This window comes from Undibacterium sp. Ji42W, from assembly GCF_049340405.1.
Classification (GTDB): Bacteria; Pseudomonadota; Gammaproteobacteria; order Burkholderiales; family Burkholderiaceae_D; genus Undibacterium.
The window spans coordinates 107,424-132,239 of the sequence record NZ_JBMPOV010000001.1; the positions used below are offsets into that span (position 1 = coordinate 107,424).

24 protein-coding genes are annotated in these 24,816 nt (G+C 48.6%); 7 read left to right on the forward strand and 17 right to left on the reverse strand.

Translation table 11 applies throughout. The features are described from left to right. Nucleotides 1–213: 213 nt before the first annotated feature. The 7 genes from gltA to ACO0LG_RS00495 all read right to left on the reverse strand — a co-directional run bounded on the left by gltA (nucleotide 214) and on the right by ACO0LG_RS00495 (nucleotide 6,363). Nucleotides 214–1,518, reverse strand: a complete 1,305-nt coding sequence (gene gltA / locus ACO0LG_RS00465) for a citrate synthase (protein WP_423022275.1) — start codon at nucleotides 1,516–1,518, stop codon at nucleotides 214–216. Between the two features lie 115 nt (nucleotides 1,519–1,633). Continuing rightward, nucleotides 1,634–1,915: a succinate dehydrogenase assembly factor 2 gene (locus tag ACO0LG_RS00470; RefSeq protein ID WP_423022277.1), complete on the reverse strand. Its 282-nt coding sequence runs from the start codon at nucleotides 1,913–1,915 to the stop codon at nucleotides 1,634–1,636. 166 nt (nucleotides 1,916–2,081) lie between these two features. After that, nucleotides 2,082–2,792, reverse strand: a complete 711-nt coding sequence (locus tag ACO0LG_RS00475; RefSeq protein WP_422952692.1) for a succinate dehydrogenase iron-sulfur subunit — start codon at nucleotides 2,790–2,792, stop codon at nucleotides 2,082–2,084. A 12-nt stretch (nucleotides 2,793–2,804) separates the two neighbouring features. Beyond that, nucleotides 2,805–4,580, reverse strand: a complete 1,776-nt coding sequence (gene sdhA / locus ACO0LG_RS00480) for a succinate dehydrogenase flavoprotein subunit (RefSeq protein ID WP_423022279.1) — start codon at nucleotides 4,578–4,580, stop codon at nucleotides 2,805–2,807. Nucleotides 4,581–4,582: 2 nt separating this feature from the next. Further along, nucleotides 4,583–4,951 carry a succinate dehydrogenase, hydrophobic membrane anchor protein gene (gene sdhD / locus ACO0LG_RS00485; protein ID WP_423022281.1) on the reverse strand — a complete coding sequence of 123 codons (369 nt, stop codon included), beginning with the start codon at nucleotides 4,949–4,951 and terminating at the stop codon, nucleotides 4,583–4,585. A 2-nt stretch (nucleotides 4,952–4,953) separates the two neighbouring features. Next, on the reverse strand, nucleotides 4,954–5,361 hold the full coding sequence (gene sdhC / locus ACO0LG_RS00490) for a succinate dehydrogenase, cytochrome b556 subunit (protein ID WP_423022283.1): 408 nt from the start codon (nucleotides 5,359–5,361) through the stop codon (nucleotides 4,954–4,956). 198 nt (nucleotides 5,362–5,559) lie between these two features. Beyond that, nucleotides 5,560–6,363 carry a GntR family transcriptional regulator gene (locus tag ACO0LG_RS00495; RefSeq protein WP_423022285.1) on the reverse strand — a complete coding sequence of 268 codons (804 nt, stop codon included), beginning with the start codon at nucleotides 6,361–6,363 and terminating at the stop codon, nucleotides 5,560–5,562. 353 nt (nucleotides 6,364–6,716) lie between these two features. On the opposite strand from ACO0LG_RS00495, the gene ACO0LG_RS00500 reads away from it, so the two are divergent. The 4 genes from ACO0LG_RS00500 (at nucleotide 6,717) to acnA (ending at nucleotide 12,088) form a co-directional block, all read left to right on the forward strand. Further along, nucleotides 6,717–7,706 carry a malate dehydrogenase gene (locus tag ACO0LG_RS00500; RefSeq protein ID WP_423022287.1) on the forward strand — a complete coding sequence of 330 codons (990 nt, stop codon included), beginning with the start codon at nucleotides 6,717–6,719 and terminating at the stop codon, nucleotides 7,704–7,706. A gap of 66 nt (nucleotides 7,707–7,772) precedes the next feature. Then, a complete protein-coding gene (locus ACO0LG_RS00505; RefSeq protein WP_423022289.1) occupies nucleotides 7,773–8,744 on the forward strand; it encodes an HpcH/HpaI aldolase/citrate lyase family protein in 972 nt (323 codons plus the stop codon). A gap of 8 nt (nucleotides 8,745–8,752) precedes the next feature. Beyond that, on the forward strand, nucleotides 8,753–9,232 hold the full coding sequence (locus ACO0LG_RS00510) for a hypothetical protein (protein WP_423022291.1): 480 nt from the start codon (nucleotides 8,753–8,755) through the stop codon (nucleotides 9,230–9,232). Between the two features lie 120 nt (nucleotides 9,233–9,352). Then, nucleotides 9,353–12,088, forward strand: a complete 2,736-nt coding sequence (gene acnA, locus ACO0LG_RS00515) for an aconitate hydratase AcnA (RefSeq protein WP_423022293.1) — start codon at nucleotides 9,353–9,355, stop codon at nucleotides 12,086–12,088. Nucleotides 12,089–12,192: 104 nt separating this feature from the next. On the opposite strand, the gene ACO0LG_RS00520 is transcribed toward acnA, so the two are convergent. From ACO0LG_RS00520 to phaC, 7 genes are all read right to left on the reverse strand, one after another. Then, the gene (locus ACO0LG_RS00520) at nucleotides 12,193–13,374 is read right to left on the reverse strand and encodes a cystathionine beta-lyase (RefSeq protein ID WP_423022295.1); all 1,182 of its coding nucleotides are present in this window, start codon (nucleotides 13,372–13,374) and stop codon (nucleotides 12,193–12,195) included. Between the two features lie 184 nt (nucleotides 13,375–13,558). After that, nucleotides 13,559–14,503 (reverse strand): alpha/beta hydrolase family protein, encoded by a 945-nt coding sequence (locus ACO0LG_RS00525; protein WP_423022297.1) that lies wholly within the window; start codon nucleotides 14,501–14,503, stop codon nucleotides 13,559–13,561. Nucleotides 14,504–14,703: 200 nt separating this feature from the next. Next, entirely contained in the window at nucleotides 14,704–15,186 is a 483-nt protein-coding gene (locus tag ACO0LG_RS00530) for a hypothetical protein (RefSeq protein WP_423022299.1), read from the reverse strand. Then, complete coding sequence (gene rimO / locus ACO0LG_RS00535; RefSeq protein WP_423022301.1) at nucleotides 15,186–16,568, reverse strand: 30S ribosomal protein S12 methylthiotransferase RimO; 1,383 nt, start codon at nucleotides 16,566–16,568, stop codon at nucleotides 15,186–15,188. The genes ACO0LG_RS00530 and rimO overlap by 1 nt, the downstream gene beginning before the upstream one ends. A gap of 165 nt (nucleotides 16,569–16,733) precedes the next feature. Then, nucleotides 16,734–17,291 carry a polyhydroxyalkanoate synthesis repressor PhaR gene (gene phaR, locus ACO0LG_RS00540; RefSeq protein ID WP_422941495.1) on the reverse strand — a complete coding sequence of 186 codons (558 nt, stop codon included), beginning with the start codon at nucleotides 17,289–17,291 and terminating at the stop codon, nucleotides 16,734–16,736. Between the two features lie 301 nt (nucleotides 17,292–17,592). Then, nucleotides 17,593–18,333 (reverse strand): 3-ketoacyl-ACP reductase, encoded by a 741-nt coding sequence (locus ACO0LG_RS00545; protein WP_422941494.1) that lies wholly within the window; start codon nucleotides 18,331–18,333, stop codon nucleotides 17,593–17,595. A 43-nt stretch (nucleotides 18,334–18,376) separates the two neighbouring features. Continuing rightward, a complete protein-coding gene (phaC, locus tag ACO0LG_RS00550; RefSeq protein ID WP_423022303.1) occupies nucleotides 18,377–20,095 on the reverse strand; it encodes a class I poly(R)-hydroxyalkanoic acid synthase in 1,719 nt (572 codons plus the stop codon). A gap of 146 nt (nucleotides 20,096–20,241) precedes the next feature. Between phaC and ACO0LG_RS00555 the strand changes: the two genes are divergently transcribed. Then, nucleotides 20,242–20,514: a hypothetical protein gene (locus ACO0LG_RS00555; protein WP_423022305.1), complete on the forward strand. Its 273-nt coding sequence runs from the start codon at nucleotides 20,242–20,244 to the stop codon at nucleotides 20,512–20,514. A 10-nt stretch (nucleotides 20,515–20,524) separates the two neighbouring features. Here ACO0LG_RS00555 and pgeF read toward each other — a convergent pair whose 3' ends face one another. Both pgeF and ACO0LG_RS00565 read right to left on the reverse strand, forming a co-directional pair. Beyond that, nucleotides 20,525–21,334 carry a peptidoglycan editing factor PgeF gene (gene pgeF / locus ACO0LG_RS00560; protein ID WP_423022307.1) on the reverse strand — a complete coding sequence of 270 codons (810 nt, stop codon included), beginning with the start codon at nucleotides 21,332–21,334 and terminating at the stop codon, nucleotides 20,525–20,527. Next, nucleotides 21,331–22,371 (reverse strand): RluA family pseudouridine synthase, encoded by a 1,041-nt coding sequence (locus tag ACO0LG_RS00565; protein WP_423022309.1) that lies wholly within the window; start codon nucleotides 22,369–22,371, stop codon nucleotides 21,331–21,333. Before ACO0LG_RS00565 ends, pgeF begins: the two co-directional genes overlap by 4 nt. Before the next feature lie 43 nt (nucleotides 22,372–22,414). Here ACO0LG_RS00565 and ACO0LG_RS00570 point away from each other — a divergent pair, with 43 nt between their 5' ends. Continuing rightward, on the forward strand, nucleotides 22,415–23,218 hold the full coding sequence (locus ACO0LG_RS00570) for an outer membrane protein assembly factor BamD (protein ID WP_423022311.1): 804 nt from the start codon (nucleotides 22,415–22,417) through the stop codon (nucleotides 23,216–23,218). Nucleotides 23,219–23,301: 83 nt separating this feature from the next. Here the strand turns inward: ACO0LG_RS00570 and yaaA are convergent, their stop codons facing one another. Further along, on the reverse strand, nucleotides 23,302–24,078 hold the full coding sequence (gene yaaA / locus ACO0LG_RS00575; protein ID WP_423022313.1) for a peroxide stress protein YaaA: 777 nt from the start codon (nucleotides 24,076–24,078) through the stop codon (nucleotides 23,302–23,304). A 22-nt stretch (nucleotides 24,079–24,100) separates the two neighbouring features. On the opposite strand from yaaA, the gene ACO0LG_RS00580 reads away from it, so the two are divergent. Next, nucleotides 24,101–24,580, forward strand: coding sequence for a putative toxin-antitoxin system toxin component, PIN family (locus ACO0LG_RS00580; protein WP_423022315.1), 480 nt, complete (start codon nucleotides 24,101–24,103; stop codon nucleotides 24,578–24,580). Nucleotides 24,581–24,816 lie beyond the last annotated feature (236 nt).

Sequence of the window (24,816 nt, forward strand, 5' to 3'; positions counted from 1 at the left end):
TTCAATCTATCCTCGTGACCAAATCAAAAATCATGTCATTTAAATATGTTTTTTGATTAGATCGCGAAAGTTATTCCTAAAAATCACTTTCGTGGCGAAGCATAGCATAATTACTGAAGAAAAAAAAAGCGAGTCGTAAAGACTCGCTTTTTACAACAACATCGAATAACTAAAGATTAATGTTCAATAACCGTTTTCACTTAATGTTTCGAATTAACGTTTATCGATCGCTGGCACATCACGCTTAGGTGAACCAACAAACAATTGACGTGGACGGCCGATTTTTTGTTCTGGATCAGAAATCATTTCTTTCCACTGAGCGATCCAGCCTACTGTACGTGCCAGGGCAAAGATACCGGTGAACAATGCAGTTGGGATGCCCAGTGCACGTTGTACGATACCAGAGTAGAAATCGACGTTAGGATACAGCTTGCGGCTGACGAAGTATTCGTCTTCCAGCGCGATTTTTTCCAGAGCCATGGCTAGTTTGAACAGTGGATCATCTTGCAGACCCAGTTCTTGCAGCACTTCATAGCAGGTTTCACGCATCAGTTTTGCGCGTGGGTCATAGTTTTTATAAACACGGTGACCAAAGCCCATCAGTTTGACGCCAGAGTTTTTGTCTTTGACCTGTTCAATGAAATGCGAGATGTTATCAACACTACCGATTTCTTCCAGCATACTCAATGCCGCTTCGTTTGCACCACCGTGAGCAGGACCCCACAGACATGCGATACCAGCAGCGATACAGGCAAAGGGATTGGCACCAGAAGAACCGGCCAGACGCACTGTCGATGTAGAAGCATTTTGCTCGTGATCTGCGTGCAGGATCAGTATACGATCCAGAGCACGTACCAGCACTTCGTTGGTTTTGTATGGCTCGCACGGTGTGGAGAACATCATGTGCATGAAGTTCGCGCTGTACGACAAATCATTGCGTGGATATACGAATGGCTGGCCGATAGAATATTTGTAAGCCATCGCCACCAGTGTAGGCATTTTAGCGATCAGGCGGATAGCGGATACTTCACGGTGATGTGGATCGTTGATATCCAGCGAATCATGGTAGAAAGATGCCAGTGCACCAACCGTACCGACCAATACCGACATAGGATGCGCATCACGGCGGAAACCGCGGAAGAAGAATTGCATCTGCTCATGCACCATGGTGTGATTGGTGACAGTCGCTACAAAGTCTTTCTTTTGATCTGCCGTTGGCAGTTCGCCGTTCAGCAACAGAAAGCAGGTTTCCAGGAAATCGCCGCCATTAACTGCCAATTGCTCAATAGGGTAACCGCGATACAGCAGCTCACCTTTATCGCCATCGATATAGGTAATGGAAGAATTGCATGCTGCCGTGGACATGAAACCTGGATCATAGGTAAACATGCCGGTAGAACCATACAATTTGCGGATGTCGATGACATCCGGGCCAATCGAGCCCTTGTAAATCGGCATTTCCAGGGCTGGTGAGCCATCGGAGAATGATAGGGTGGCTTTTGTTTCAGAATTTGTCATGGCTCTTCCTTCAGATAAGAGGTGAGTCGTTAATCAAAAAAACACAAAATATCAGCTTAATACCAACCTAAACGTCAGCTTGATATTAGCTATAAATCAATTTACTCAACTTGCATTACGCCGTTTGCAGGCGCTGCAATAAAGCATGGACGTGAGGCAGATCAACTTCGGCTTCCGGTTTTGTCTTGGCCATGATCAAATCCATTAAAGTATTGTCTGGCAATTCCATCAGGCGGCTGAAGGCATCCACTTCCTCATCTGTCAGGAATTCTTCATTAGCATCCAGAAAACGTGTCAAGATCAGATCATTTTCCAGCAAACCGCGCCTTGCCCGCCACCGCAGCCTGGCCCGCTTTATCGGGTCGCTTTGATGGGATATAGCTTGTGACTCAGACATAATTAATTCTCTTCCATACTGACTATTTCATGCGGCTCTCAGCTTGCCTGGAAAACCGCATGAAATAGCAGCGATGCCATCAGACATCGCTGATATGCAAACTAAACCGCAAACCTAAACTTGGAACCCAAGCTACAAACCCAGGCTGCGAATCAAGATTACAAACTTAGACTGCGCGACGGACCATCAGTTCCTTGATCTTACCGATAGCGCGGGTAGGATTCAGGCCTTTTGGACAGACGTCCACACAATTCATGATGGTGTGGCAACGGAACAAGCGGTACGGATCTTCCAGATTGTCGAGACGTGCACCAGTTGCCTCATCACGGGAATCAGCAATGAAGCGATACGCCTGCAACAAACCTGCCGGGCCAACAAACTTATCAGGATTCCACCAGAAAGACGGGCATGATGTAGAGCAGCATGCACACAGGATGCACTCATACAAACCATCGAGCTCTTCACGCTCAGCAGGCGTCTGCAGACGTTCTTTTTCCGGAGGAATGGAATCATTCATCAGGTAAGGCTTGATGGAATTGTATTGCTTGAAGAATTGCGTCATGTCAACGATCAAGTCGCGAATGACAGGCAAGCCTGGCAAAGGACGCAAGATGATAGGCTCGCTCAATTCATTCAGGTTGGTAGTACAAGCCAGGCCATTCTTGCCATTGATGTTCATCGCATCAGAACCACACACACCTTCACGGCATGAGCGGCGCAGCGCCAGAGAATCATCGACATCAGACTTGATACGTTGCAAGGCGTCCAGCAACATCTTGTCCGTGTCTTGCAACTCAACGGTCAAGTCTTGCATGTAAGGCTTGGCGTCCTTGTCCGGATCGTAGCGATAGATTTTAAATTTAAGTGTACGTGCCATATCGGTATCTCTTTAGAATGTACGTGGTTTTGGTTTGAAGGTTTCTACAGTCAGTGGCTTGGTCACGACTGGCTTGTAGTCGAGGCGATTGCCCTCTGAATACCACAAGGTGTGCTTCATCCAGTTAACGTCGTCGCGCTGTTCGTAATCTCGGTGTGCATGCGCACCACGGGATTCTTTACGGGCGGCGGCAGACGTAATCGTTGCCTTGGCTGTTTCGATCAGATTATCCAGCTCCAGTGCCTCTACGCGTGCCGTATTGAAGACCTTGGATTTATCTTTGAAAGAAACGTGCTTGCGACGCTCATCAAGCTCCATAATTTTCTTGTAGCCAGTTTGCAGCAATTCATCGGTACGGAACACGCCGCAGTATTGCTGCATCGTGCCGCGAATTGCGTTGGCAACGTCTTGTACGCGCTCGGAACCAGTACTGGTTTCCAGCTTGGACAAGCGTGACAGCGCCAGATCAGCTGCATCAGCAGGCAAATCTTTATTGCTGCGTGCTTTCAGATTACTTGCAACCACATGATTACCAGCTGCACGACCAAACACCAGCAAATCGAGCAGAGAGTTAGTACCCAGACGGTTTGCACCGTGCACAGATACGCAGGCGCACTCGCCGATTGCATACAGACCATTCACGATTTCGCTGCCACCGTTTTTAGGCGCCACAACCTGGCCGTGAATATTGGTCGGAATACCCCCCATTTGATAATGGATGGTTGGCACGACAGGAATCGGCTCCTTGGTTGCATCAACGTTGGCGAACTTGTGCGCGATTTCCAGAATCGAAGGCAGGCGTTTTTGAATAGTTTCCGCACCAATATGACGCAGGTCCAGCATGACGTGATCTTTATTCGGACCACAGCCACGGCCTTCCTTGATTTCCTGATCCATTGAACGGGAAACAAAATCGCGCGGCGCCAGATCTTTCAGCGTAGGCGCATAACGCTCCATGAAACGCTCGCCCTGGCTATTTACCAGAATACCGCCTTCACCACGTACACCTTCAGTAATCAAGACACCCGCACCGGCAACACCAGTTGGGTGGAACTGCCAGAATTCCATATCTTCCAGCGGCAACCCTACACGCGCCGCCATACCCATACCGTCACCAGTATTGATAAAGGCATTGGTAGAAGCTTGCCAGATACGGCCCGCACCACCTGTAGCAAATATAGTGGTTTTGGCTTCCAGCATCATGACTTCGCCAGTTTCCATTTCCAGCGCAACCACCCCAAGGACATCACCATCAGCATCACGGATCAGGTCTATCGCCATCCATTCAACAAAAAAATGGGTACGGGCACGTACGTTGCGTTGATATAAAGTATGCAACAAAGCATGACCAGTACGGTCAGCAGCAGCACAGGCACGCTGCACAGGCTTTTCACCGTAGTTCGCAGTATGGCCGCCAAATGGACGCTGATAAATTGTGCCATCGGCATTGCGGTCAAATGGCATACCGAAATGCTCAAGCTCATAGACCACTTTTGGTGCTTCACGGCACATGAACTCGATCGCATCCTGGTCACCCAGATAGTCCGAACCTTTAACGGTATCAAACATATGCCAGAGCCAGCCATCTTCCGACATGTTGCCCAAAGAGGCACCAATACCACCCTGCGCAGCAACAGTGTGCGAACGGGTAGGGAAAACTTTAGACAGTACGGCAACATTCAGGCCAGCCTCAGCCAATTGCAGCGAGGCACGCATGCCGGAACCGCCAGCACCAACGATGACCGCATCAAAACGGCGGCTAGGAATTGTGGATTTAATTGCGGCCACTTTTATACTCTCCACAAAATCTGTGCAGCATAGCCAGCACAAGCAATCAACCACACGATAGTGGCAACTTGAAATACCAGACGAACAAATACATTGTGCGTCACATAATCCATCCAGACATCACGCATACCAACCCAGGCGTGGTACAGCAGGCAGATCACGACAGCGAAAGTCGCCATCTTGAACCATTGCATGGCAAAAATACCTGTCCAGCCGGTGTGGCTAAAATCTTTACCCGCCAAAAACAAGACCAGCAAGATCACGGTATACAAAGCCATGACGATAGCGGTCACACGTTGCGCCATCCAGTCGCGCAAGCCATAGCCTGCACCTACGACCAGGCGCTTGGGTCCAATATTATTATTTGCCATTTTTAAAATACTCCGAACAATTTCAAGCCTATCAATGCAGACAGGGCAATGCTGACAACCAGCACACCGACTGCAGATTGACGCGCAGAATCCTTGTCAAGGCCATAGTGAAAATCCATGAGCAAGTGACGGATACCAGCGCAGAAATGGTGCAGGTATGCCCAGATCAGGGCAAGAATGACAAGCTTAACAAATACACCAGATGTCAGTGTTTGCAAGCTTACGAAAGTTGCCTCTGAAGCCAGGCTCTTGTCGAGCAGGTACAGCACAAACGGCAACAGCAGGAACATCAGCATTCCACTTGCGCGATGCAAAATGGATACAAAGCCTGCCAGCGGCAGCCGATACCCGGTAGCATCGATCAGACGCATGACCCCAAAGCGAGGCCTGGCTTTTACTACTTCAGACATAAATAATCTCCCCATTAACTAGTCTGTACATAAACCTTGCAATTTTCGCTCATTTTGGTGCATTGCACCAACAAAAATCATCACGATTAACAAAATATCGCTATCTTAAACCTAAAGCCATCGGGATGCAGAGCGCGAAAAGCCTACAACAAGGTTGGAGCACACAAAAAATCCCGGCAAAACAATCACGCAATTGATTTAGCTTAGTTCATTTCTGTAATGGTGATTCACTGTCAGGTACAAACCACGGCGCAACTCAACCGGTTTATCACCGTAAGTAAAAGAGACACGTTCCACATTCAACAAAGGCGCACCCATCTCAACATGCAAGAGCGTAGCGACTGACTCATCCGCACAGACCGCGCGAATCTGCTCAGACGCACGTATCATGTGTGTGCCAAATTCAGTTTCAAACAGACCATACATAGGCCCTTTGTATTCATTGAGACGTTCGGCCGTCAAGCCTTTGAAGATGGCACCCGGCAACCACAGATCATCAAGAATGGTTGGCACACCTGAAAACGACTGCAGGCGGCGAATAAACACAACCGAGTCGCCAGATTTAATATCCAGCAATCGTGCCACCTCAGCCGGCGCACGCATGCGCTTGACTTCGATGATGCGGTTTTCAGGATAATGCGGCACGCCTTCATCAGGGGCCAGACGCAAAAACCGGAACTGCGAACGCGCCTCATGGTGGGTGGCAACAAAAGTCCCCTTCCCTTGCCTGCGCACTACCAGGTTTTCAGCCGACAACTCATCAATCGCCTTGCGCACCGTTCCCTGGCTGACCTTGAAGCGGCCAGCCAACTCTATCTCACTGGGGATTAACTCTCCCGGCTTCCACTCACCAGATTGCAGGCTCTGGGTAATCAGGGCTTTAATCTGTTGATATAATGGACTAAAGGTGGGTGAGGCACTCAAAGATGAAGCACCGACGCCAGCACCTGGAGTAGCAGGGGCAACAGTCGGATTATTTGCGGTTGGTATGATAGCGGTCATAGGCTGCAATTTCACCACAAAACTACCTGCCACGTCCAGAACAAACTATTAAGTGATATGTCTTATATAAGACATAAGATATTGATTGACACTTGGCCCTGCACGACCTACACTCCCGTACAAATGGCTGGCGCCAGCATTCGGCAAGCGCCACCTAACAATCTGTCATACAGCAGTCACACCAAGCAATATAGCTCGAACGCTTTCAATGTAAAGGACGAAAACGTGTTTGCAGCGGATTTTGGCTGACTGACAGCGCTTTCAACGGTATCATTAAGTGTTTTACATAGCGTCGGCATATCAGTCGCTGCAATTGTTTGAACATCGTTTTCACACCACTTCGGAGATGCATCATGGCGAAATCCCCTATGCGCGTAGCTGTCACAGGCGCCGCAGGCCAAATTGGCTATTCCCTTCTGTTCCGTATCGCCAATGGCGACATGCTGGGCAAAGACCAGCCAGTGATTCTGCAATTACTTGAAATTCCTGACGAAAAAGCCCAGAAAGCGCTGAAAGGCGTGATGATGGAAATTGATGACTGCGCATTCCCACTGTTGGCTGGCATGTCAGCTCACAGCGATCCAATGACAGCATTCAAAGATATCGACGTTGCCCTGCTGGTTGGCGCACGTCCACGCGGTCCAGGCATGGAACGTAAAGATCTGCTGGAAGCAAATGCACAGATTTTCACAGTACAGGGCAAGGCACTGGATGCAGTAGCATCCCGCAATGTTAAAGTTCTGGTTGTTGGCAACCCAGCTAATACCAATGCTTACATCGCGATGAAATCAGCACCTTCCCTGCCAGCGAAAAACTTCACTGCAATGCTGCGCCTGGATCACAATCGCGCCCTGTCTCAAGTTGCTGCCAAAGTTGGCAAGCCAGTTGCTGCAGTTGAAAAACTGTGCGTCTGGGGCAATCACTCCCCCACTATGTACGCTGACTATCGCTTCGCGACAGTCGACGGCGCATCTGTCAAAGATCTGATCAATGATCAAGTCTGGAACAAGGACGTATTCCTGCCTACCGTTGGCAAACGCGGCGCAGCGATTATTGAAGCACGCGGCCTGTCTTCTGCAGCATCTGCAGCGAACGCAGCAATTGATCACGTACGTGACTGGTTGCTGGGCACAAATGGCAAATGGACTACGATGGGCATCCCTTCCGATGGCTCTTATGACATCCCTGAAGGCACCATGTTCGGCTTCCCTGTAACAACAGAAAACGGCGAATACAAAATCGTTGAAGGTCTGGAAATCGACGAGTTCTCCCGTGAACGTATCAATGTCACTCTCAAAGAATTGCAAGAAGAGCGTGATGGCGTCAAGCACCTGGTAGGTTAATCAGGTCAGGGGGCAGGTTCTGGCACCCGCCGGAATCTGCCTTGGTTTACGATGATATTTTAAGTAATGCACCCATCTACAGTACTTTTTCAGGATCAAATACTACCGGTTATATTGCCGGTCTGCGACCATTACGCAGGATCTGAAAAATTGATGCGCAAATCGATTGCGCTACAACAGGAACTAGGTGGAGTTTTTGATATCACGCTCGATTGCGAAGACGGCGCGGCCGCTGGCAACGAGATCAATCATGCAAATCTGGTCACTAGCTTGGTGAACAGTACAGACAATCATTTTCAGCGCCTTGGCGTGCGGGTGCACGATGTACGTCACCCCGCATTTGAGCAAGACCTGGAAATCATACTACCCGCATGCGCAGACAAACTCGCTTATCTGGTTTTACCAAAAATAAACAATGTCGCTGAATTACAGAACGCACTCCAGCGCGTTAATCATTTTGGGAAAAAAAATGATGGCCGCCTGATCCCGGTCCACGTCTTGATAGAAACCCACGGCGCACTGGCTGAAGTGCAGCAAATTGCTGCTCTACCCCAGGTGGAATGCCTGTCTTTTGGTTTGATGGATTTTGTGTCCTCCCATTTTGGTGCTATTCCTGCAAGTGCCATGCGCTCTCCTGGGCAATTTACTCACCCTCTGGTTTTGCGTGCCAAGCTGGAAATCGCCGCAGCCTGCCATCGTTATGGCAAAGTGGCCTCGCACAATGTCACCACTGAGATCAGGGACACTAGCGTGGTGGCGAATGATGCACATCGCGCGGCCAGCGAGTGCGGCTACACACGCATGTGGAGCATACATCCAGATCAGATACAGCCTGTCATCGAAGCATTTTCACCCAACGAAAACCACATCCACGATGCCATCGCCATCCTGAGCCAGGCAAAAAAACAGGACTGGGGGCCTATACAATGGCAAGGACAGCTACATGACAGAGCCAGTTACCGCTATTATTGGACAATTTTAAGACGAGCCCAGTCAGGCTCTTTCGTTTTACCGGCAGCAGCACAAGAGTTACTTTAGGAGACACCATGAAATTACTTTCTTTTATCAGCCTGGCATTTGCCGCATGCACCATGCTTGCCGCGAATACCAATGCTGTGGAAGCACCACGCAGCAAAACCAAATCCACAGCAAAGGCAGCAAAACCTGCTGCTGCCCAGGCAACAAAAGAAGATGACGAGCCGGAACCAGACGTGGCTTTGCACAAGAATTTCGAATACAAATGCGAGCTCGGTAACTCACTGACCATGTACACCAACCCTGAAGACGCAGACCATGTGGCCATGCGATGGAAAAAACGCCTGTATCGGCTGACCAAGGTCGATACCACAACAGGTGCTGTGCGTTTTGAAAACCGCAAGTCCGGATTTGTCTGGATAGGCATCCCCGCCAAAGGCTTGTTACTGGACTCCCGTAAAGGCCAGCAGTTAGCCAATGAATGCAAGACAGAAGCAGCATCACTGGCAGAAGTGAATAGCAGCGATACCGGTGCAGCGCCGGTCAAATGAGTTCGAGTTCCTTCACACGCAATATTTGCTCTGTCTGGCCGGATGGCGGTGAGCGGGTATTGCAGTAATTTGATGTAATTATTTTTTGATCGTTGATTTTTGTAAATAAGAGGAAGAGCCATGAGCCAAAATGCGTACAAAGATGCATTCAAAACCCTGAAAGATTTTAAAATTTCGGATACCAAGAAAGGCAAGTTTTTTTCCCTGCCAGCATTGGAAAAAAATCTCGGCGTAAATATTTCACGCCTGCCAGTCTCCATTCGTATTGTTTTGGAATCGGTGCTGCGTAACTGTGACGGTAAAAAAGTTACTGACGAACACGTCAAGCAACTTGCTAACTGGAGTGCGACTGCTGCCCGTACTGACGAAATCCCTTTCGTCGTATCCCGCGTGGTACTGCAAGATTTTACTGGCGTTCCTTTATTGGCTGACTTGGCTGCGATGCGTAACGTTGCAGCCAAACAAGGCAAAAATCCAAAAAATATTGAACCGCTGGTTCCAGTTGATCTGGTAGTTGATCATTCTGTACAAATCGATCATTTCCGTGAAAAGAAAGCGCTGGACCTGAACATGAAACTGGAATTCCAACGCAATAACGAGCGTTACCAGTTTATGAAATGGGGTATGCAGGCATTTGATACCTTTGGCGTAGTTCCTCCAGGCTTTGGTATCGTCCACCAGGTTAACCTGGAATACCTGGCACGCGGCGTACACAAAGCCAAAGATGCCAAGAAAAATGAAATCTACTACCCTGATACACTGGTAGGTACTGATTCCCATACCACCATGATCAATGGTATCGGCGTAGTCGGTTGGGGTGTGGGCGGTATCGAAGCTGAAGCCGGGATGCTGGGCCAGCCAGTTTACTTCCTGACGCCAGACGTAGTCGGTGTTAACCTGACTGGCGCATTGCGTGAAGGCTGTACAGCAACTGATCTGGTGCTGACCATCACTGAATTGCTGCGTAAAGCCAAGGTCGTTGGCAAATTTGTTGAGTTCTTTGGTGAAGGCACACGCTCCCTGTCCCTGACAGACCGCGCGACTATCGCCAACATGGCGCCAGAATACGGCGCAACAATGGGTTTCTTCCCTGTTGATGAAGCGACTATCGATTACTTCAAAGGCACAGGTCGCACCAAAGCAGAAATCGACGCATTCGAAGGCTATTTCAAAGCCCAGAAAATGTTTGGCATTCCTGAAGCTGGCGAGATTGACTACACCACAGAAATTTCTTTGGATCTGTCTACAGTTGCGCCGTCCCTGGCTGGCCCTAAGCGCCCGCAAGACCGCATCGAAATCGGCAACGTCAAATCGACCTTTGCAGACCTGCTCTCCAAACCAACAGCAGAAAATGGTTTCAACAAGAAGGCTGAAGACCTCAACGCGGTATACACCAATACTGATGGTGTGAACGTCAAAAACGGTGACGTCCTGATCGCTGCCATTACTTCCTGCACCAATACATCCAATCCTAGTGTCTTGCTGGCGGCTGGTCTGCTGGCCAAGAAAGCGGTTGAAGCTGGCCTGAAAGTAGCGCCTCACATCAAAACTTCGCTGGCCCCTGGCTCACGCGTTGTGACCAAATACCTGGAAGCAGCAGGCTTGCTGCCTTATCTGGAAAAACTCGGTTTCGGCGTCACAGCCTATGGCTGCACGACCTGTATTGGCAATGCAGGTGACCTGACACCAGCGATGAATGAAGCCATTGTTGCCAACGATATCGTGGCATCTGCCATCTTGTCTGGCAACCGCAACTTTGAAGCGCGGATCCACCCGAACATTCGCTCCAACTTCCTGGCCTCCCCTCCGTTGGTGGTTGCTTACGCCATTGCTGGCAACATGACCCGTGACTTGATGACAGAGCCAGTTGGCCGCGTTAAAGGCAAGGACATTTTCCTGGGCGATATCTGGCCTACCAGCGCAGAAATCAACAAGCTGATGAAGTTCGCGATGAATTCCAAAACCTTCAAGGAAAACTACGCAGACGTTAAAGGTGCTCCAGGCAAACTGTGGGAAAACATCAAAGGCGTGGCAGAAGGCGATGTTTACAACTGGCCTACTTCCACCTACATTGCTGAGCCACCGTTCTTTGCTGACTTCACGATGGAGCCAAAAGCAGCTGCGACTGGCATCACTGGCGCGCGCGCACTGGGTGTGTTCGGCGACTCCATTACGACTGACCATATCTCACCAGCTGGCTCCATCAAAGAATCCAGCCCTGCAGGTAAATGGCTGAAAGAAAACGGCGTTTTGAAAGCCGACTTCAATTCCTACGGCTCACGTCGTGGTAACCATGAAATCATGATGCGCGGCACGTTTGCCAACGTACGAATCAAAAACCTCATGATTCCAGCCAAGGAAGATGGCTCTCGCGTTGAAGGCGGCGAAACCCTGTTCCAGCCGACCGGCGAACCTATGGCGATCTATGACGCAGCGATGAAATATGTTGCTGACGGCGTACCGACCATGATTTTCGGCGGCGAAGAATACGGCACAGGCTCCTCCCGCGACTGGGCGGCAAAAGGTACGCAATTGCTGGGCGTCAAGGCGGTGATTGCACGTTCTTTTGAACGTATCCACCGCTCCAACCTGGTTGGCATGGGCGTATTGCCACTGCAATTCATCGGCACTGACAGTGTTGATACTCTGAGCATCAAAGGTAATGAATCTTTTGACCTCAAAGGCATAGAAGATGAAATCAAACCACAGCAAGAAGTGACTCTGGTGATCCACCGTGCCAACGGCGAGAAAAAAGAAGTCAAAGTATTGTTACGTATCGATACTCCTATCGAAGTTGATTACTACAAACATGGCGGTATCTTGCCATTTGTATTGCGTCAATTGCTGGCAGCATAAGTTATAAGCAAACCCATCCCCGCTTGCGGGGATGCATTGAAAAAGAGTGAATTTTTTCGGAAATTCACTCTTTTTCTTTTCGTCGCGGCCTTTCGCCTTTTTGTTTAAATCAATGTTGCCAAGGCGTGCTCTATATCGGCAATCAGGTCTTGCGTGTCTTCCAGGCCGATATTGAAACGCACCAATATTCCGGGCTCAGTCCAGTTTGTGCGCATATATTGCATGCGATAAGGTATGCACAAGCTATGCGCCCCACCCCAACTGAAACCTATCTTGAATAATTTGAGGCTATCGACAAAACGGTCAGTTTGTTTTTCTGTGTATTTTGCATCAAACAAGACGGAAAACAAACCGCCAGCACCAGTAAAATCACGCTGCCAGATATCATGCCCTCGACAGTCTGGCAACGCTGGATGCAGTACTTTGCTGATTTCTGGCCTGCTGCTCAGCCATGCGGCAACTTTGCGGGCGCTTTGATCATGCGCATTAAAACGCAATTGCAGCGTCGGCAAATTGCGCAAGACCAGATAGACATCATCCATGCCCACACCAAAACCCAGACGCATGTGCGCCATTTGCAGGCGGGCATTGAGAGCCTTGTCGCGGGTAATGACCGCTCCCATCAAGACATCCGATCCACCGCTCTGATATTTAGTCAACGCCTGCATGATGATATCAACGCCATGCTCAAAGGCTGCAAATGCAATACCCGCCGACCAGGTATTATCCAAAGCCACCAAAACGCCACGCGCATGGGCAGCAGCGCATATTGCTGGCACATCTGGCACTTCCATGGAAACCGAGCCCGGTGCCTCAACCCAGATCAGGCGGGTATTCTCTACTATCAATGCCGCAATACCTTCCCCTATCAGTGGATCGTAATATTGCACGCTAATACCAAAGCCGCGCGATAGCCAGTCAGCCAGGTCGCGGTTAGGGCTATATACATTGTCGGGTATCAAGACATGATCGCCACTCTGCAGGAAAGCCATGTTCACCAGCGTAATTGCTGCCAGGCCGCTAGGTGCCAACAGACAGTACTCACCCTTCTCTATTTCTGCCAGCCTGGCTTCCAGGGTAAAGCTGGTGGGTGTACCGTGAAGACCATAAGTGTAAGTCGATTTATCCTGCCAGCTACGCTCACGCATCGAGGCAACATTATTGAACAACACTGTGGAAGCATGATATATCCCAACAGGAAAGGCAGCAAAGCCATCTGGTGCAATATATTCACTGTGGATGATGCTGGTATTAAATCCTGGCTCTGGTTGACTGTTTTCTGACATGTTGACTCCTGATTCGCAAGCACTTAAATTGTGCTCGTTACATGAGATACATGTTAGCGCAGAAGTGATATCCGCATTCGAGTTACATGGTCGTGACAATTGAAAAAGGCGCTTCACGCGCCTTTTTAAAAAATATCTTTGTTCTGGTTTCTCGTGATATAGCAGGTCACAACGACCGGATTTGCTATTTTTTTGAGAGCTCGTTAATCATTTCACTTTCTGTAAACTTAAGATTACTGACCGCCCCATCATCCAGCAAAATTTTCCTGGCAATAAGTTCGTTACCGGGAGCTAAAATAGTGAAATGGCTTGCCCCTTTGACGGACAGGAACTTGATATAAGGATTACTGGATTTACTACGCATCAATTCCAGGGAATTGATATTACCATCTACTCCTTCAATAATAAATAAAGGGCTCTGGACAGATGGCAGCCAATAATACGGTGCACGGGATACTTGTTCCGCAAAGCTGATTTTGTTGAAATTGACAGGTATCATCTTTCCATAGTCACGCAAATTAGCTACTGGACCAAATGAAAATACTGCCCTGAAGCGCTTGCTTGCTTCTGCCGTCATCAATACCAGAGTGCCGCCAGTACTATGACCACCAAGATAAATCCGGGCTGGATCAACCCAGGGCTGCTGAGCCAGATAATCTGCCGCCGCCAGCACATCATCGATCTCACCAAAGTGCGCTTCATGCTTGCCTGGATTATCATTTCCACCACGCAGGGTGGGAAACATCATCACGATGCCGGCCTTGCGATAAGCAGCCGCAGATTGATCATTTGATCTGGGCTTAGGCTGGGATAAAGTTGTGCCATCAATTGAATTACTATCACCACCAGTAATCCAGATAATAGCCGGATGCTTTTTCCCGTCGTTGGGATCAGAAGTCAGCATAGCAGCCATCGGCCCAACCGCAGACTGATAGCGTACCGATTGAAATACATTGTCTGATGAAGTGCCAACCGGGCTACGATCGTCGGCCTCATAGCTCACCTGCGTCTTGAACTGCTTACGAAAAGTAGCAAAAGATGCAGGATTTGGCGCGCTATCAGCAACTGCAAACTGTGAAACCGAAACCAACAACAAAGCCAGTGCGCTGAATTTTTTTACCGTAAACATTTTTAATCAGGAAAAATAAAGCCCGGATTCTAACATTTGAAATTAACTAAAGTGCAAATGATAAGACAAACAAAGCAAGAATTTGAAGTGGAATGACTTACGAATAATATACTCAGGGGGAATTGAGCGTAATTTGCAGACCGACCATAAGTCTGCAATTATTCAACGACAGCGCATGAGTAAACTACTACGCAGATGCCTTATTTAGATGAGGGTGATTTGATTTTTTTTGTTTTTGGAGCTAACCACAATTCCAGTACAAAATCTTTGCTGACTTTACCATCATCAGATTGCCATACACCGCGTATGACATTGTCCTTGAGCTCGCCATCCCACTGCCCAGAGACATCTACGCCGTCCTCTGATTCTTCCATACTGAGTTTGTTTTTACTGACTTCACCAGCCAGTAAAATCTTCTTACCCTGATTGCGTTTGCCACCCGCTACCACATAAGAACCTTCGACACTGTCGCGGTCTTCAGTTTTGGGCTGTAGGTGCATACGGATTTTGTCATTGCCCATTACGCCGCGTAATTCAATTGCACCGGCAAAGAAGGGATTGGACATGGGCGCAAAACCTGGCTTGACTGTAGGAGTTGGTTCAGTTTTATCCTCAGCATGAGCCTGAACAGCAAACCCTGACAGCAAGCTCAGTGGCAGTACAACAAAACGTAAAAATTTCATCAGACTGCTTCGCCCCACAGATCATGGGCATCTGCCGCAGTGATTTTCACCTCAACGAATTCACCAACCTTGAGTTTGCGGTGCGGCTCAAAAGGAGGCTTGACGTAGACGACGCCATCAATCTCAGGCGCATCAGCAGAACTACGGCCTACCCCGCCACTGCGGTCTAGGGAATCAATTAACACGCGCACGGTTTTACCTATCTTGGCCTGCAGACGTTTTTTGGATATACCTTCCTGCAATTCCATGACGCGACGGCGACGGTCTTCACGCACTTCATCTGGCAGTTGATTGTCTATTTCATTGGCGGTTGCACCTTCAACTGGCGAATAGGCAAAACAGCCCAGACGGTCAATCTCCGCCTCCTTGAGAAAGTCGAGCAGGTATTCAAATTCTTCTTCCGTCTCACCAGGAAAACCGGCGATAAAGGTAGAACGTATCGTGATCTCAGGACACATTGCACGCCAAGCCTTGATGCGCTCTATATTTTTCTCACCACTGGCTGGACGCTTCATGCGTTTCAACACATCAGGGTGAGCATGTTGCAAGGGCACGTCCAGGTAAGGCAATACGTGTCCATTGTTCATGAAAGGAATAATCTGATCTACATGCGGATATGGGTAAACATAATGCAGGCGTACCCAGGCATCATGCTGCTTGGCCAACTCACCCAAGGCTTCTACCAATTGCGTCATATGGGTTTTGACTGGTTTGCCATTCCAGAAGCCCATGCGGAATTTGATATCCACACCATAGGCACTGGTGTCCTGGGAAATCACCAGCAATTCCTTGACGCCGGCCTTGAACAGGTTTTCTGCTTCCATCATGACATCAGCAATCGGGCGCGATACCAAGTCGCCACGCATGGATGGGATAATGCAGAAGCTGCAACGATGGTTACAGCCTTCGGAGATTTTGAGGTAGGCAAAATGCTTGGGTGTCAGCTTCACGCCTTGTGGTGGCACCAGATCCATGAAGGGCTCATGTGGCTTGGGCAAATGCTTGTGCACCGCAGCCATGACTTCACTGACCGCATGCGGGCCAGTCACTTCAAGTACTTTGGGGTGAATGGACTGTATCATGTCCTTGCCATCAGCACCTTTTTTAGCACCCAGGCAACCAGTCACGATGACCCTGCCGTTTTCAGCCAGCGCCTCACCTATCGCATCCAGCGATTCCTGCACAGCGGCATCAATGAAGCCGCAGGTGTTGACGATGACCAGGTCTGCACCATCATAGGATTTGGCAGTGTCGTAACCTTCGGCACGTAATTGTGTCAGGATTTGTTCGGAATCGACAAGCGCCTTTGGGCAACCCAGGGACACAAATCCCACCTTGTGGGTAGCAGGCATTTCTTGACGGCGAATTTCTGAAATAGACATAAGGGGTAATTAATAGCAAATAAGAGCAAAAAGGGTACAAAAGCGAATCCGCTATTGTACCCTTTTTGCTAGCCCAACTTGCCGCATCTGCGATAATTTCCTGAAGAATCAGGGGCTTAAGGCAGAATACGAGTCTGTTCAAGCAGTAATTTACGTATTTTTTATTTATTTTTTATTCACATCTTCCGGATTGAACGGGAAGACATTAAACATGTTTTTTGCCTGGCTTTGCATTTGCTCTTGCATTTGCACAAACAAATTCTTGCTCTGTTCTATGTAGTTACCCATCATGCCCTGCATCATGGGGCCCTGCACGTTCATGAACTGCGTCCACATTTCTGGGCTGAAGGGCTTGCCTTCATAGATGCCTTTGGAATTCTCAGCCAGTTTGTTCTGGATATCGATAAATGCCTGAACGTTTTTTTCCAGGTAATTGCCCATCATGCCTTGCATGGCATGCCCATAGTAACGAATGATTTGTGACAAAACGACACTAGAGAACATGGGCGAACCACCTGCCTCCTCCTCAAGAATGATTTGCAACAGTATGCTACGTGTCAAATCTTCGCCTGTTTTTGCATCGACTACGGCGAAATCATCGTTTTCCAGCACGAACTGTTTGACGTCCACCAATGTAATATAGCTACTGGTCTGCGTGTCGTACAGACGACGGTTAGGATATTTCTTGATCAGATGCTGTGTTGATTTTTTTGCGCTATTCATTGAGATCTCAGTTAAACACTTCGATATCCTGCCACTTGATGAGGATCACTCTTCAAAGTAGCACAGACTATTCACGCAAACATGATTTCCTGTCTTGGATCAGCCAAAACAGCTAGCCATGTTTGTCCCCTTTTTTATATCTTGTATTTTGCAGCCTGCAAAAGATATGCCCATCGAAATCTTGCGACTCTGATGGGCATATTTTACCGCACTGCAGAAGAAAGACAGCAATCAGGGAGGCTAAAAAGCCAATTTAAAAAATTTATTCTAATTTCTGGCCATTCCTGAGTTATTGCGGCGCTTAACCCATGTGCAAACCACCATTGATGGAAAAATCTGAACCAGTAGCATAACCACCTTCATCAGATGCAATCCAGGCAACAATAGAGGCAATCTCTTCAGGCTCAGCCAGACGTTTGACGGGAATGCCTGCAACAATCTTTTCCAGCACGTCAGGACGTATGGCTTTGACCATGTCAGTACCAACATAGCCTGGGGAAACCGTATTTACAGTCACACCCTTGGTCGCCACTTCCTGTGCCAGAGCCATGGAAAAACCATGAATACCTGCTTTGGCAGTGGAATAGTTAGTCTGGCCAAACTGGCCTTTTTGACCATTGACTGAAGAAATGTTAATGATACGGCCCCAGCCACGATCTACCATGCCATCAATAACCTGCTTGGTGACATTGAACAGGGAATTCAAATTGGTATCCATAACAGCATCCCAATCAGCCTTGCTCATTTTGCGGAACTGGCCATCACGGGTGATACCGGCATTATTCACCAGCACATCGACTTCACCAATTTCTGCCCTGACTTTTTCAAAAGCTGCCCTGGTTGATTCCCAGTCTGAAACATTACCTTCAGAAGCATGGATATCCAGGCCTTCTGCGCGCATATCGGCAAGCCATTTATCCTTACGAGCAGAATTTGGGCCACAACCTGCAACAACAATATAACCGTCCCTGCACAAACGGCGGCAGATTGGCGTTCCAATACCACCCATACCACCAGTAACATAAGCAACACGTTTTGACATATTTGTTCTCCTCATTGAATTTTAATTACTTAACAACAAACCCTCAATCTGCCCTTACCTTTACATAACGCCCTGGCGCGGCTTCAATTGCAGGAAATTCTGTATTTCCAGGTGTGGCCGGCACTTTCACCATCTTGCCGCCATGCCCGCTCAAAAAGGTTGACCACTCTGGCCACCAGCTACCCGGGTGTTCTGTGGCACCAGCAAACCAGCTTTCTGCATCCAGGCCAGTTTGCTCGTTCGTCCAATAACTTCTTTTCTTCTTGGCTGGAGGGTTAACTACGCCAGCGATATGACCCGATGCCCCCAGCACAAAACGGTTGCGGTTTTTATGACGGGGATTAAGCAAAGCAGTAGAAGCAAAAGCTGCCTGCCATGGGACAATGTGATCCTCCCGCGAGCCATAGACAAAACATGGCGCGTCAATTTTGCCCAGATCGACCTTGCTGCCTGCAACCGTCAATGCGCCGGGCTGTTTGAGTTTGTTTTCCAGATAAGTATTACGCAGGTACCAGCAAAACATCGGGCCAGGCAAATTAGTGCTATCGGCATTCCAGTACAAAAGATCAAATGGTGGCGGCGCCTCACCCTTAAGGTAATTTGACTGCACATAATTCCAGACCAGATCATTTGCCCTCAGACTGGAGAAAGTGCTGGCCAGATCTTTGCCCGGCAAGATGCCGCGACGCCCTATGGTTTGCTCGCGCATCTTGACTTGCATTTCATCGACAAACACATCAAGCACACCAGTCTGGGTAAAGTCCAGCAAGGTAGTCAGCAAAGTCAGGCTGCTGGCCGGATGTTCACCGCGTGCTGCAAGCACTGACAAGGCAGTAGAGACGATGGTGCCACCTACGCAAAAGCCAAATGCATTGATCTTGTCTTGCTTGCTGATCTTTTGTGCCACCTTGATGGCTTGTATGGCACCGTCTTCGATATAGTCATTCCAGCTAACTTCGGCCATGCTTTCATCTGGATTTGCCCAGGATACCAGGAACACCGTATGCCCCTGATCAACGGCATAACGCACGACCGAATTCTCAGGCTGCAAATCAAGGATATAAAATTTATTGATGCAAGGCGGCACCATCAACAAGGGGCGCTGATGCACGGTCTTGGTGGTAGGCTTATACTGAATAAGCTGGAACAGATGGTTTTCATACACCACGGTACCGGCTGATGTTGCGACATTCTTGCCGACTTCGAAGGCGGATTCATCTGTCTGGGAAATGCGGCCTTTTTGCATATCGGCCAGCATTTGAGTAATGCCCTTGGCCAGGCTCTCGCCTTTGCTCTCGATCAGCTTGCTTTGCGCTTCGGGATTGGTGACCAGAAAATTGGCCGGCGACATCGCATCTATCATTTGCTGCACTGCAAAACCGATTTTCTGTTTTGTCTTGATTGGGGCCTGCACAGACTCTGCCATGACCATCAAAAAACGTGCATTCAACAAATAGGATGCCGCACTATAAGAGTGCATGGCATGGTTGTGCCAGTCTGGGGCTGAAAAACGCCTGTCTTTCAGATCAGGGATTTTGGATACAGCAAAGTCTTGCCATAGCTTACCAAACTCTTGCATATACTCCGTTTGCAAGCGCGTCATGGTGGCAGGATCTATCTGCGCCCCCAAGTCCTTCAGCATGTCTGCTGCTGGCATGGGGTTCATTGTTGCGGCAGGCTTCATCCACTCCTGCCATTTGTCTTGATTCACTAGCTGTGACATCCACTCGGAGTACATAGCTTGAGGATCGAAAGTCTTCATGCGTGCCTCCTGATTTTCGCGTATCGTTTCGAAATAATTTTAAGCTTTCTTTTCCTGATTAAATAAGCTGCAATACCGTTCTCACTATTCAATTCTCACCATGGATGCGAGCATCAAGCATTCACAATAATAAGTAATAGGTTCTTATGCATATCGTTGCAATCGCCTGGATTTACGTCGTACTGATGATGTCGATCACAGAACACTCCGTCATCGCAGGCATCATCACTTTCCTCCTGTATTGCGTTTTTCCTTTAACAATAGTTTTATACCTGATGCGTACACCACAGCGCAAGCGTGAACGACTGGAAAAACAAGCTGCACTGCAAAAACAATCTGCAACTCCAACAGTTTCAGACAACCCTCAAGCACATGAAGCACATCCAAAACTTCAAGCAGCCGAAACGACAGCGGATTAAATCAAACAAATCAATCCGGTGCTATCCAGATCAGGCTAGCCATTCTTCCGCTGACACCATCACGGCGGTATGAATAAAACTCCGCCACTTCGGTCACCGTACAATGGTCTCCGCCAAAAACCTGGTCAAGACCGATGTCATTTAGCAATTTTCTTGCCAGCCCGTAAAGATCAGCCAGATATTTTTCTGCACCATCCTGGCTGGCTCGTACTTTGAAATAAGCCTGCGCATCAGGAATCTTTGCAGCAAAAGCATCCAGTACATCACGCCCTACTTCAAACTCTTGCGGCCCGATAGCCGGACCAAGCCAGGCAATAATTTCTTGCGCGCCCTTGTCCCTCATCGCTAACACGGTATTTTGCAACACCCCACCAGCCAGCCCACGCCAGCCAGCATGGGCTGCAGCAACAACTTTACCAGCCACATCGGTAAATAAAACCGGCAAACAATCAGCAGTCAGCACGGCACAAACTTGCCCGGCTTGCGTACTGAGGACAGCATCACCAGTATTGGCGTTGCCAATAATAAGGTCAGCGGCATTCAATATGATATTGCCATGCACTTGTGATAAGAATATGACATCCGAAGGCAATTGCAGATTTAATTTATCCCGATTCTGTTTTACAGCAAGCGGATCGTCATTGACATGGCCACCGAGATTAAGGCCATTGCGGCCAGTTGCATCTCCATAGGGGCCAAGGCTGACCCCGCCGTGACGGGTATTAGCGAACGCCCGCACGTTTGCGGGATCGTGCTGCCAGTTGGGCAGCACTACCGGGAAAGGAGCAAGAGCAGTCAAGTCCTTGCCGCCTGGATTCATACTGTCTGTATACCAGCCTGCAGCAGCAATGCTGAAAAATCATCAGCCAAGGGGATTTCCCATTCGACGTGCTCACCTGTGGTTGGGTGCGTCAAACCCAGCTTGCGCGCTTGCAGCGCCTGGCGATGAAAGAAACGCGCCAGATGCTGCTTACCATATAAAGGATCGCCTACCAGAGGGAAGCCTAGTGACAACATGTGTACGCGTATTTGATGGGTGCGGCCAGTCTCCAACTGGCAGGCAACCAGACTGACAGGGAATTTTTCCAGCATGCCAGCGCCCACACGCTGGAAATGCGTAACAGCAGGTTTGGCAAGCATGCTTTGAGAAACCGCCATCTTGATGCGGTCACGCGGATGTCTGGCCATAGGTGCATCGACTGTGCCTGACAAATTAGGCGTACCCCATACCAGCGCATTATATTCACGCTTGACTGTCCTGTCCTGCAACTGACGCACCAATTCAGTATGGGCAATGAGAGTTTTGGCAACCACCATCAGGCCGGAAGTATCTTTATCGAGCCTATGGACGATACCAGCGCGTGGTACACCCAGCAAAGCAGGCCAGCGATACAGCAAACCATTGAGCAAAGTGCCTGACCAGTTACCCGCTGCCGGGTGCACTACCATATCAGCCGGTTTGTTGATGACCAGGATGTCGTCGTCTTCATACACTACGTTCAAAGGTATGTCTTCCGGCGCATAAGCACCTTCATCGGGCGCAGCTTGTGGCTCGATGATGATTTTTTCATCACCTAGCATGGTCATCTTGCCACGACCAGGCTTGCCATCAACACTGACGAAACCGCCTTCTATCCACTGCTGGATGCGGCTTCTTGAATATTGCGGAACCAGTTTGGACAAAGTCTTGTCCAAACGCTCACCACAAGCATCGGAAGTGAGCTTTAATTCTATATTTTCTACTACAAGGGCAAAATCTTCGTCCACTTCGGTGGTATCGTTCAGCCCTTCCAATTCAGTGTCCAGGTCGGAATCTGACAAAATCACTGTAGTAGTTTGTTTCACATTTTTTGCCATCGGCTATAATCCGTAAATTGTTTTCATGCTCACGCACAAATTTATGCACATTAAATCTTTGAAATTGCTGGTTCTGGCTGTTGCCGCGTCCTTAAGTTTAAGCGGCTGCGGGGTGTTTGGTGAAAAAGGCGATGAGACCAAAACCTGGTCAGCATCAAAATTATACGCTGAAGCTAAAGACGAAATGTCCAGCGGGGGTTATGAAAAGGCAATTCAGTACTTTGAAAAACTTGAATCACGCTTCCCTTTCGGTACTTACGCACAACAAGCACAGATGGAAACTGCGTACGCTTATTACAAACAAGGTGATCAGGCACAAGCACTGGCCGCCGTTGAACGCTTTATCAAGCTGCACCCAAATCATAGCCATGTAGATTACATGTATTACTTGCGTGGTGTGATCAACTTCAATGATCAGGTAGGTTTATTCAATTTTCTGGCAAACCAGGACATCACTGAACGCGACCCCAAAGCTTCCCGCGATTCTTTTGATGCGTTCAAGCAACTGGCCGTCCAGTTCCCGGACAGTAAGTATACGCCAGACGCGATCTTGCGCATGAAATATCTGGTAAATGCCCTCGCACAATATGACGTGCATGTGGCCCGCTATTACCTGCGCCGTGGTGCCTATCTGGCTGCTGCCAACCGTGCCCAGGCTGCGATCAAAGAATATCCTGACGCACCGTCCATTGAAGAAGCGATGTTTATTTTAATACGCTCTTACGATGCGATGGGTATGACAGAACTGCGTGATGATGCAAACCGCGTCTTTTTGCAAAACTTCCCGAAAAGCGACTACCTGACGGGTAAAGCCGGTTCGCGCAATGCTTGGTGGAAATTCTGGTAAAACCTGATGGTTCGTCAGGACATGCTTATGTCCTGACGAATTAGTATCAAATTAGAAAATCCAATGGGATTAGATAATCACATCTACTCTTCAATTTTCCTTCGAAAAACCCAGCTAGTCTTGGTAGAGTCTTCTTCGCAATAGGCATACCCCTCTTCAGCAAAGTCTTTCAAGTCGTTTGCCTTACGTATGCCATGCTGCGCACTGTATCTGGCCATCAGCCCCCTGGCGCGTTTGGCATAAAAAGAAATGACTTTGTATTTGCCATTCTTCCAGTCCTGAAAGACCGGCGAAATGACCGTCGCCTTCAACACTGTTGGCCTCACTGCCTTGAAATATTCATCCGATGCCAAATTGACCAAGGTTTGTGATTTGTGTTGCTGAATTACATCACTTAACAGTAAACTTATTTTATCGCCCCAAAAGCTATACAGATTTTTGCCGCGCTGATTGGCAAGTGCAGTCCCCATTTCCAGTCTGTACGCCTGCAAGGCATCAAGCGGACGCAACAAGCCATACAAGCCGGATAGAATGCGCAAGTGATTTTGCAGGTATTTCAGTTGCGGCGAGGTCAGACTGGCAACATCCAGCCCCTCATAGACATCGCCATTGAATGCAAATACCGCTTGTTTACTATGTCGTGGCGCCGGCTGCGGCGCCCAGTCAGAAAAACGCTGAACATTCAAATGCGCCAGTGCCGGGGAAATATCCATCAAACTGCCCAACTGATCTGCGCTATATGTTCTGGCAACGGCGATCAATTCTTCTGCCTCGGCAAGAAAATGGGGCGTAGTCATCGTCGTGGTCTTTACGGGCGTTTCAAAATCCAGGCTTTTGGCTGGAGATAATACAATGAGCATAAATTGAATTTAATAGACAAAAATGACCGACATCATACCTAAGCGCGTAATTCTTGACACAAATGTGTGCCTGGATTTATTTGTATTCAAAGATCCCCGATGGTCAGTCTTGCTTGATGACCTAGGCAATGGTCAGTTGCAAGCATTGACCCGCACAGATTGCCGCGATGAATGGCTGGCCGTACTGAGCTACCCTCACCTTGCAGCCAGACATGAAAGCGCTGAAGCAGTGACCGCTTTGTTTGATGCTCATATCCAATGCCTGGCTCCAGCTGATACTGGCTACAGACTGCCAGTCTGCAGCGACAAGGATGATCAGAAATTTCTGGAGATCGCCCGGGATGCCCATGCCGAAGTTTTGATCACCAAAGACAAGGCTCTACTCAAGCTCGCCAGGAAAATGAAGCAGGCTGGCATGTTCAGAATAGAGACGCCAGAACATTTTTTGCGAACTTACGTAAAAGAATGTGACAAAACTGCATCGGGCGTAACAAAAGAATGACAAATTTTATTACTCTGGGTTATTCTTCGGTAATGTCCTGCTACTATGAACATGAGCGAAAAGCAGTCTTGTTCATGGATAAAAATTACCCCCTGATTCAAGCAAAATAAATCAGGGAAAAACCGGAGTCCATGCGGAAACGTGGTATCTGAATGGCAGTAATACTCAGAGCATTTCTGCATACTCTCGCTGACACACCGTGACATTTGTGAAGCTTTACACAATGATCAATGCGA

Coding starts and splice junctions, on each gene's coding strand:
- gltA (WP_423022275.1), bottom strand. CDS start 1,518: ATGACAAATTCTGAAACAAAAGCCACCCTATCATTCTCCGATGGCTCA.
- ACO0LG_RS00470 (WP_423022277.1), bottom strand. CDS start 1,915: ATGTCTGAGTCACAAGCTATATCCCATCAAAGCGACCCGATAAAGCGG.
- ACO0LG_RS00475 (WP_422952692.1), bottom strand. CDS start 2,792: ATGGCACGTACACTTAAATTTAAAATCTATCGCTACGATCCGGACAAG.
- sdhD (WP_423022281.1), bottom strand. CDS start 4,951: ATGGCAAATAATAATATTGGACCCAAGCGCCTGGTCGTAGGTGCAGGC.
- sdhC (WP_423022283.1), bottom strand. CDS start 5,361: ATGTCTGAAGTAGTAAAAGCCAGGCCTCGCTTTGGGGTCATGCGTCTG.
- ACO0LG_RS00495 (WP_423022285.1), bottom strand. CDS start 6,363: ATGACCGCTATCATACCAACCGCAAATAATCCGACTGTTGCCCCTGCT.
- ACO0LG_RS00500 (WP_423022287.1), top strand. CDS start 6,717: ATGGCGAAATCCCCTATGCGCGTAGCTGTCACAGGCGCCGCAGGCCAA.
- ACO0LG_RS00505 (WP_423022289.1), top strand. CDS start 7,773: ATGCACCCATCTACAGTACTTTTTCAGGATCAAATACTACCGGTTATA.
- ACO0LG_RS00510 (WP_423022291.1), top strand. CDS start 8,753: ATGAAATTACTTTCTTTTATCAGCCTGGCATTTGCCGCATGCACCATG.
- acnA (WP_423022293.1), top strand. CDS start 9,353: ATGAGCCAAAATGCGTACAAAGATGCATTCAAAACCCTGAAAGATTTT.
- ACO0LG_RS00520 (WP_423022295.1), bottom strand. CDS start 13,374: ATGTCAGAAAACAGTCAACCAGAGCCAGGATTTAATACCAGCATCATC.
- ACO0LG_RS00525 (WP_423022297.1), bottom strand. CDS start 14,503: ATGTTTACGGTAAAAAAATTCAGCGCACTGGCTTTGTTGTTGGTTTCG.
- ACO0LG_RS00530 (WP_423022299.1), bottom strand. CDS start 15,186: ATGAAATTTTTACGTTTTGTTGTACTGCCACTGAGCTTGCTGTCAGGG.
- rimO (WP_423022301.1), bottom strand. CDS start 16,568: ATGTCTATTTCAGAAATTCGCCGTCAAGAAATGCCTGCTACCCACAAG.
- phaR (WP_422941495.1), bottom strand. CDS start 17,291: ATGAATAGCGCAAAAAAATCAACACAGCATCTGATCAAGAAATATCCT.
- ACO0LG_RS00545 (WP_422941494.1), bottom strand. CDS start 18,333: ATGTCAAAACGTGTTGCTTATGTTACTGGTGGTATGGGTGGTATTGGA.
- phaC (WP_423022303.1), bottom strand. CDS start 20,095: ATGAAGACTTTCGATCCTCAAGCTATGTACTCCGAGTGGATGTCACAG.
- ACO0LG_RS00555 (WP_423022305.1), top strand. CDS start 20,242: ATGCATATCGTTGCAATCGCCTGGATTTACGTCGTACTGATGATGTCG.
- pgeF (WP_423022307.1), bottom strand. CDS start 21,334: ATGAATCCAGGCGGCAAGGACTTGACTGCTCTTGCTCCTTTCCCGGTA.
- ACO0LG_RS00565 (WP_423022309.1), bottom strand. CDS start 22,371: ATGGCAAAAAATGTGAAACAAACTACTACAGTGATTTTGTCAGATTCC.
- ACO0LG_RS00570 (WP_423022311.1), top strand. CDS start 22,415: ATGCACATTAAATCTTTGAAATTGCTGGTTCTGGCTGTTGCCGCGTCC.
- yaaA (WP_423022313.1), bottom strand. CDS start 24,078: ATGCTCATTGTATTATCTCCAGCCAAAAGCCTGGATTTTGAAACGCCC.
- ACO0LG_RS00580 (WP_423022315.1), top strand. CDS start 24,101: ATGACCGACATCATACCTAAGCGCGTAATTCTTGACACAAATGTGTGC.